This is a genomic window from Streptomyces sp. NPDC002537 (assembly GCF_053594975.1).
Genome location: NZ_JBSFWT010000019.1, coordinates 1 through 7,371 on the forward strand (window position 1 = coordinate 1; position 7,371 = coordinate 7,371).

Annotated in this window: 8 protein-coding genes; 3 read left to right on the forward strand and 5 right to left on the reverse strand. The window is 69.3% G+C overall.

Annotated features, from left to right (window positions below; all coding sequences use genetic code 11):
• Window positions 1–172: 172 nt before the first annotated feature.
• From ACWD4A_RS11475 to ACWD4A_RS11485, 3 genes are all read right to left on the reverse strand, one after another.
• Window positions 173–1,336 carry a cytochrome P450 family protein gene (locus ACWD4A_RS11475; RefSeq protein WP_451192402.1) on the reverse strand — a complete coding sequence of 388 codons (1,164 nt, stop codon included), beginning with the start codon at window positions 1,334–1,336 and terminating at the stop codon, window positions 173–175.
• Window positions 1,337–1,514: 178 nt separating this feature from the next.
• On the reverse strand, window positions 1,515–3,263 hold the full coding sequence (locus ACWD4A_RS11480; RefSeq protein ID WP_451192406.1) for a coagulation factor 5/8 type domain-containing protein: 1,749 nt from the start codon (window positions 3,261–3,263) through the stop codon (window positions 1,515–1,517).
• 103 nt (window positions 3,264–3,366) lie between these two features.
• Window positions 3,367–3,786 (reverse strand): ribonuclease domain-containing protein, encoded by a 420-nt coding sequence (locus tag ACWD4A_RS11485; RefSeq protein WP_451192409.1) that lies wholly within the window; start codon window positions 3,784–3,786, stop codon window positions 3,367–3,369.
• Window positions 3,787–3,998: 212 nt separating this feature from the next.
• On the opposite strand from ACWD4A_RS11485, the gene ACWD4A_RS11490 reads away from it, so the two are divergent.
• The 3 genes from ACWD4A_RS11490 to ACWD4A_RS11500 all read left to right on the forward strand — a co-directional run bounded on the left by ACWD4A_RS11490 (window position 3,999) and on the right by ACWD4A_RS11500 (window position 5,587).
• Window positions 3,999–4,649 (forward strand): helix-turn-helix domain-containing protein, encoded by a 651-nt coding sequence (locus ACWD4A_RS11490; RefSeq protein ID WP_451192411.1) that lies wholly within the window; start codon window positions 3,999–4,001, stop codon window positions 4,647–4,649.
• Window positions 4,646–4,834 (forward strand): DUF6126 family protein, encoded by a 189-nt coding sequence (locus ACWD4A_RS11495; protein WP_451192414.1) that lies wholly within the window; start codon window positions 4,646–4,648, stop codon window positions 4,832–4,834. The genes ACWD4A_RS11490 and ACWD4A_RS11495 overlap by 4 nt, the downstream gene beginning before the upstream one ends.
• Before the next feature lie 90 nt (window positions 4,835–4,924).
• Window positions 4,925–5,587 carry a thiaminase II/PqqC family protein gene (locus ACWD4A_RS11500; protein ID WP_451192417.1) on the forward strand — a complete coding sequence of 221 codons (663 nt, stop codon included), beginning with the start codon at window positions 4,925–4,927 and terminating at the stop codon, window positions 5,585–5,587.
• A gap of 67 nt (window positions 5,588–5,654) precedes the next feature.
• On the opposite strand, the gene ACWD4A_RS11505 is transcribed toward ACWD4A_RS11500, so the two are convergent.
• Together ACWD4A_RS11505 and ACWD4A_RS11510 are read right to left on the reverse strand one after the other, a co-directional pair.
• Window positions 5,655–6,785, reverse strand: a complete 1,131-nt coding sequence (locus ACWD4A_RS11505; protein WP_451192419.1) for an acyltransferase family protein — start codon at window positions 6,783–6,785, stop codon at window positions 5,655–5,657.
• A 222-nt stretch (window positions 6,786–7,007) separates the two neighbouring features.
• Window positions 7,008–7,371, reverse strand: a 364-nt coding sequence (locus tag ACWD4A_RS11510; RefSeq protein WP_451192421.1) for an FG-GAP repeat domain-containing protein, incomplete at its 5' end; no start/stop codon positions are given.

Here is a 7,371-nt window from a genome sequence, read left to right on the forward strand (position 1 = left end):
GTCTTGGGCCTTGCGGTTTGCGCCCGCCCGCATATCCAGCCTGTCCGGCGTTTGAGGACGCGGCCGCAGGCCGCCCCCGCCGCAGGCGGCGAACCAAACCCGCACTCGACAACGGCGAGCGGCGCAGCCACCCCGCAGTCGACAACCGGGCCGGGCCGACCCACCCCGGCAATCAGAACCGCACCGGCACCCTCTCCGGCCCCCGTATGAGCATCCCCTGACGCCACGCCAGCGCAGCCGGATGCACATCCAAGGCCAGATCCGGGAAGCGCTCCAGCAGCGACCGGATCGCTATGCGCGCCTCCAGCCGAGCCAGCGGCGCCCCCAGGCAGTAGTGGATGCCGTGCCCGAAGGCGACATGGCCCCGCGCGTCGCGCCGGATGTCGAAGCGGTCGGGCTCCGGGAACCGCGCGGGATCGCGATCGGCGTCGGCGAGCACCGGCAGGACCAGGCTCCCGCCCCCGGGAACGGACACCCCGCCGATCTCCAGCGGCTCGGTGGTGAACCGGTAGGTGGGGGTCTCGACCGGCCCGTCGTAGCGCAGCATCTCCTCGACGGCGTTCTCCATCAGGCCGAAGTCGGCCCGCAGATCGGCCAGTTGCTCCGGGTGCCGGAGGAGGGCCAGGACGCCGTTGGAGATGAGGTTGACGGTCGTCTCGTGCCCGGCGACGAGCAGGAGCCAGGCCATGCCGAGGAGTTCGTCGGCCGTGAGCCGGTCGCCTTCCTCGTCCGTGGTGCGGATCAGGTCGCTCAGCAGGTCGTCGCCGGGCTGGTGGCGCTTGGCGGCGATGAGTTCGACGAGGTACGCGCGGCCCTCGCGCGCCGCCACCTCCTTCTCGGCGACCGGCGCGGACCCGATGGCGGTGTTGGACCAGGCGCGGAACGCCTGCCGGTCGAGCGAGGGCACGCCGAGCAGCTCGCAGATGACGCCCATGGGGAGCGGGAAGGACAGGGCGTCGACGAGGTCGGCGCGGCGGTCCGGGGCCGCGGCCATCGCGTCGATCAACTCGTCCGTCATCGCCTGTACGCGGGGCGCGAGGCCCTCGACGCGCCTGGGGGTGAACGCGCGGGTGACGAGCTTGCGCAGCCGGGTGTGCTGCGGCGGGTCGGTGATCAGCATGTGCGGGCCGGAGGCCACCGAGGTGAGCCCGAGGCCCACGTCGGCGGAGTGCCAGCTCTTCGACAGCCGTGGGTCGTTGAGGGTGGCGCGCACCTCGTCGTGGCCGACGACGAGCCAGGCCTCGGCACCCTCCGGCATCCGCACCCGGTGCACGGGCCCGGCCGCGCGCAGCTCGGCGTAGATCCGGTACGGGTCTCTGGCGAACTCGTGCCCCATCGCCGCAAGATCGACTATTTCGCCGACGTCCGTTCCCATGGCGGCCAACCCCCTCATTGTCAAGACTGCCCACCACCTTACCGACTGGTAGCCCTTGCACTGAAGGGCTCATAGGAGAGGCCGGCACATTTCAAGCGGCTATCCGGACAAGGTTGTTGACGACACAACCACGGGGTCGTCAGGGATAAGAGCGCAGATAGGCGACATGGGCGGCGGCATCGGACGGACCACCCCTGTCGTTGATGACGTGCCGGATGGTGCTCCCGCCGTCCAGGGAGACCGTGACCAGGTCGTGGAAGCGCACCCCGGGCCCGCGGGGCGCCGCGAAGGAGCGGTCGGCGACGATCCGCTGCCCGGTGGTGAAGTGGGCGTAACTGCCCAGCCCCCAGGCCTCGTGACGGGTCACGCGGCCCGCGACGACGTAGGCCGGGTACCCCTTGGCGGCGCCGTCGCTCCAGGCCGCCTGGGAGGGCGGGTCGTAGGGCAGCTCGTTCTGGAAGAAGTACGTGCGGCCGTCTTCGCCGTTCCAGACGACCTGCCGACGCTGGTAATGCTCGACGAACAGCCCGTACATGGTGACATGACGGCCATTCACCACCAGCCCCTCGTCAGCTGTGTTGACGGTCCATCCGACGCCGGTGCCGTGGTCGGCGCGCCACAGCCACAGGTCGTCGCCGATCACGTCCGAGCTGTTGACGACCAGCGTCCGCACCGCCCGGCCGGCCCCCGCGCCGCCGACGCGGAAGAACACGTCGTGGAGGGAGACGGGGTCGCGGTCGTGGCGCCGGTGCGAGCCGGGCGGCCCGAGCTCCATCAGGGCGGGCGAGGCGACGGGCCCGGCGTCGACGAGGAGGCCCGCGATCCGTACGCCGTCCACGTCGGCGACGGACAGCGCGGGGGTGCCCCGGTCGGGCACGAGCGTCGCGATCCCCAGCCCGAGGACGACCGTGCCGGGGCGGGTGACCCGCAGGGTCCGGTCGAGGTGGTGGACGCCGGGGGTGAACAGCAGGTCCATGCCGCGGTCGAGCGCCGCCTGGATCCGGTCCGCGCCCGTACCGGCCCGTACGACGGAGAACCGCCCGAGCGGGCGCGACGAACCCGGCTGCCGGGCCCCGCCCTCCCAGGTCGTCCCCCGCGCCGAGGCGCGCAGGGCCGGGACGAGGACGCGGTACGCGCCCGCGCCGTCGACGTAGAGGAACGGCTTCTCGCGCACGGCCGGCGCCCGGTCGACGCGGGTGTACGGGGGAGCGGGGAAGGTGCCCGCGGGCGCGTTCCGTACCCCGACGAACACCATGTTCCAGGTGGCACCGTCCCAGCCGCCGATGCGGCTGTCGCGCGTGAGCCACTGCTGCTGGGTGCCCGACCGCACCTGCCCGTCGATCCGCGAGTCGGCGATGAAGCCGCCGCTGGCCCACCCGCCGTCGTCGAGCCGCAGGTCCCCGGGCAGATGCATACGGCGGTACGGGGCGGCCTGGGCCGCCGCCCAGCGGTCGGTGCCCGAGGCGGGGACGATGGAGAGGTTCTCGGCGCCGCGCCAGAAGTTCTGGGTGGCGTTCCCCTGGAACCAGCGCGCGTCGACGTGCACGCCTCCCCTGATCGTCACGTCGTCGGGGGACAGGCCGAGCCCCGCGACCTGGGTGGAGAAGCCGACCTTGACGTCGACGTCGTAGCTGCCCGGCTTGAACAGCAAGGCCCGGCGGGCGGCGCCGAACTGGTTCTTCTCCTGCTGCCGGAAGACCTCGTCGACCTTCCGCTGGATCGCCTCCCTGGGCATGGAGGGATCGAAGACGATGACGTCGGGACCGAGGCCGGGCCCGAGGCCGGGGCCGGGAGCGGCCGCCGGGGCCGCGGGAGGGGCCTGGGAGAGGGCGAGGCAGACGGTGGCCGCCAGCGCGGTGATCAGGGCACGTACGGACCGGGATCTCACCGGGCCATTGAAACGGAAGTCCCGCCGTCGGAGGTGACGGCGGGACGCGAATCAGGGTGATATTCCCTCAGCAGCCTGTATCCGATGGCTGCCTGACGGAGATTCAGCAGCTGAAGTCGACCAGGTCGAAGGTCGCGTAGTGGTCGGCCGTGTAGTAGTCCTCGTGCTGCTGCTCGCCGGTGATGATGCGTCGGGCACCGCGGTCCGGGGCGCCGGGCGTCTTGACCGTGTACTCGTGGTAGTAGCCGCTCGACTGCTGCGGCAGCACACCCTCGCGGTTCGAGAAGACGATGCCGTCCCGCGGGTACGGGAACGGGCCACCGTTGTCGATCAGCGTGATGGTGTCGTGCGCCTGGGACGGCAGGTCGCCGTAGCAGATGTCACCGACGGTCTTCAGGCTCACGGTGGCGGAGTGGACGGTGGTGGTGGGAGTGGCCGCCACGGCGGGGCCGCCGAACAGTACCACCGAGGTCAGGGCGGCGGCGATCGCCGCGGTACGCGTGAAACGAGGGGGGTTGGTCATGGCGCCCAGGATGCCGGGGGTCCGGCATGTCATGTCAATGCCAAGTTGGAGAGTTTCCTGACTGTTCACCGGATGCATAACCGCAGGTGAGGCGATTACGGGCATTGCGTAAGGAGCGCGGCTAGGACCTTTGCGGAGTCGTTGCTTCCAAAAGTTTTGCCTCAGGGGCAAAACTTTTGCCTCTGAGGCACGGGCAGGGCTATACCGGACACATGAGCCCGCCGCAGCCCGACCTGGCCGCACCGCCCGAGCCCGACGACATCGCCGACCTGCCGTCCGTCGCCCCCCGTCTGCGCGACCTGCGCAGACGCAGTGGACTGACACTGGAGGCCGCCGCCGCGCGGGTCGGACTCTCCCCCGCGCACCTGTCCCGCCTGGAGACCGGCCGCCGCACCCCGTCCCTGCCGATGCTGCTCACGCTGGCGCGCACGTACGGAACGACCGTATCGGACCTCCTCGGCGAGGCGATCCCCGAGCGCGATCCCATTGTGCGCGCGGACCGCATGGAAGCCCAGCAGTCCGGCGGCTGGACCTACTGGCGGGCCGGGGGCTCCGGACGGGCCATGCAGGCGCTCCGGCTGCACGTGCCGCCGGGCCCCGGCGAACAGGCCGAGCTGGTCCGGGTGCACCCCGGCGAGGAGTGGCTGTACGTGACCGGCGGCCGGCTGCGGCTGACCCTCGGCGAGTCCACCCACCTGCTGGACCCCGGCGACGCGGCGCACTTCGACTCGCTGACCCCGCACCGCATCGCGGCCGCGTCGGGCAGCGGAGTGGACCTGCTGTTCATGCACACGCTGATGCAGAGCGGCGCGACCGAGCTGTGCCTCGGCGGCGCCGCACCGACCCGGAGGGGAATGCCATGAGCAACGCCTCGCAGGACGTCAACACCGCCATGACCGCCGTCGTCCCGCCGACCGCGAAGAAGGTCGTCAAAGAGCAGGACCGGGCACCGATAGCGATCACGATCCGCATCTTCATCTACCTCGTCGCCGTGCACTTCTTCGCCGGCTTCCTCTTCCTGCTGTTCTACGTGGCGGGGGCGAAGTGAGCGCGGCACCCCGCCCCTGACCCGCGATCTTCTGGCAACCTGTGCCGGGGACGGTGTCGGGGACGCTGTCAGGGACAGGGAGGCGCCGCGATGGCTGCTCGTACGGCCCGGCAAGTACTGACGGACGCGACGACGGGCCTCACGCCCGCGGCCGACGCGAACCGTCTCGTCCCCCTGATCGCCAGGGGCGAGGCCCCCCGCGAGGTCTTCGCGACCCTGGCCCTGGAACAGCACCACATCATCACCAGCGACCGCCGCAGCTTCCTGCACCTGACCGAACGGGCCGCACAGCAGCCCGCCGTGGCCGCTTTCTTCCACTTCCTCGCAGAGGGCGAAACCGAGGCCCTCCACCGACTGACGGCCCTGACTGATGCCTGCGGCCTGGACGCCGCCGCCATCGAGTCGTACGAACCACAGGCGGGCTGCCAGGCCTACCCGGCCTACGCGGCCTGGCTCGCACTGAGCGCGGAACCTTCCGATGCGGTGGTTGCCCTGACGGCCAACTTCGCGGCATGGTCGGGGTATTGCGGGACCATCAGCCGCGCCATGCGCGCCCACTACGGCTTCGCCGACCGGGCGTGCGGCTTCTTCGACTTCTTCGCGGAACCGTCCGAGGAGGCGGAGTCGCTGGCGCTGACGGCGGTCGAATCCGGCCTGAGGGGCGGGCTGCTGACGGAGCGTCTCGCGCTCCGGTACGGCAGGTTGCTTCAGGCGTATGAGTTGATGTTCTGGGAGACGCTGGCTGCGCGGTGAGCGTGCCGAGCCCTGATGTGCTTGAGCCCCGACCTGTCCATCGGCCGGGGCTTGTTCATGCGAGCGATCAGGTCGTGGTCGGCCGGGGTTTCCGTCGGCTACGGGACAGCAGCTTCACGCCGGGTTTCTCCACGTACTCGTGCAGGAGCACCGCACCGAGGAAAGAGATCGCCAGGACCAGGCCCAGATGTAGGGCCAGGGGAATGGTGAAGTGGTGTGTCTTGAGGAAATAGTCGACGCTGAATATGACGATCTCGTGGACCAGGTAGAAAGCAAAGGAGACTTCACCCAGATAAACGTTGACCCGGTTTCTGAAGGGAGAGGGCTCCCCCAGGACGTCGGCGCGTGCGGCTGCGGCAATGGTCAGGGTGTACGGAATGACCGTGTCAGCGCTCCAGTGGAAGTCGAAGGGCATGACGTGGGACGGCCCGAAAACCACCAGGACGGACAAGGCGAGGCTGGCAGCTAGCCCGGGGCCGCGCCAGGAACCGTTCTTCACCAGCAGTGCGACGGCGATGCCGATCACGAACTCGACCAGCCGCATGGGCGGGAAGACGTAGAGCAGGAACTTCGGATCCCAGTTGGCCGCTTGCTCGATGGACTTCATGTACAGCGGGGCCAGGACGACGCACAGATTGCCTGCGACCACCGTCACCCACAGGCCGCGAGTGGAGAACTGCCGGACGATCTTCACCGCGAACGGGAACGTCAGGTAGAAGAGGAACTCGCAGCTCAGCGACCAGGAGACGCCGTTGTATCCGAACCACCAGTCCTTGTGGTTCGGGATCCAGGACTGCGTCAGACTCAGATTCGCCAGCGCGATGCGAGGGTCGAGGGCCTTGCCCATCCAGAGCATGGTGAGGACGGCGACACCGAAGGTCACCAAGTGGCTGGGATAGATCCGGGCGAACCGGCGTCGCCAGAATCCGGTCACGGTGTCATGAGGGCGTGCCGACCAGGCGAGGACGAACCCGGAGAGAATGAAGAAGAAAGAAACCGCCGAGGGCCCGGCGTAGACGATTTCCTTCAGCCTGAAGACGTGCAAAGAAGTGCCGGAGGACGCTTCCTCGTAGGCAAAATGAAAGCAGGCGACGAGCAGCGCCGCGTACCACCGCAGGCCTGTGAGCGAGTCCAGACGTACCCCGGATGTGGGGGGTTTACTGGATGGCTTGGTGGTGATCGGGGTTATCAGGCTCACTGTCGGTTATCCCAGGTTAAGAGCAGGCGAGTCCTGCGGCGTCGGTTACGCCGCAGAGCATTGCGCGAGCATTACGCGGGCCCTGGAGATTTCTCCCCAGGGCCCGCTGAAACACCGGTCTTCCGCCCGGCAAGAGCGGGCGGAAGACCGGCTGTGCTGCAGATGGTCGAGATCGTCCGGTAAGGGATCCCGGCAAGCCTGATCCCGTGACGGGACAAGCTGCTAGATTCGGACTTTACTACCGGGTTCGCCGACGCCGGTGGCGAGGGTCCCGTTCTCGGTCCAGCCGCCGTGGCCGCTGCCGCCGTTGTTGATCCAGGCGTCGATGACGCCGTCGTCCTGGACGACGAGGTAGTCGGCTTTGCCGTCGCCGTTGACATCGGCGAAGCGGACCTTGTCCCCGGGCTGGCCGACGCCGGTGGCGAAAGTGCCGTACTCGGTCCAGCCACCGTGACCCGTGCCACCGTTGTTGATCCAAGCGTTGACCACGCCGTCGTCCTGGAGAATCAGGTAGTCGGCTTTGCCGTCGCCGTTGATGTCGGCGAAGCGGACCTTGCTACCGGGTTCGCCGACGCCGGTGGCGAAG

What these genes read in the sequence shown, in the direction of transcription:
- ACWD4A_RS11490 (WP_451192411.1), top strand. Translation starts at nt 3,999, where the DNA reads ATGAGCCCGCCGCAGCCCGACCTGGCCGCACCGCCCGAGCCCGACGAC.
- ACWD4A_RS11495 (WP_451192414.1), top strand. Translation starts at nt 4,646, where the DNA reads ATGAGCAACGCCTCGCAGGACGTCAACACCGCCATGACCGCCGTCGTC.
- ACWD4A_RS11475 (WP_451192402.1), bottom strand. Translation starts at nt 1,336, where the DNA reads ATGGGGCACGAGTTCGCCAGAGACCCGTACCGGATCTACGCCGAGCTG.
- ACWD4A_RS11485 (WP_451192409.1), bottom strand. Translation starts at nt 3,786, where the DNA reads ATGACCAACCCCCCTCGTTTCACGCGTACCGCGGCGATCGCCGCCGCC.
- ACWD4A_RS11500 (WP_451192417.1), top strand. Translation starts at nt 4,925, where the DNA reads ATGGCTGCTCGTACGGCCCGGCAAGTACTGACGGACGCGACGACGGGC.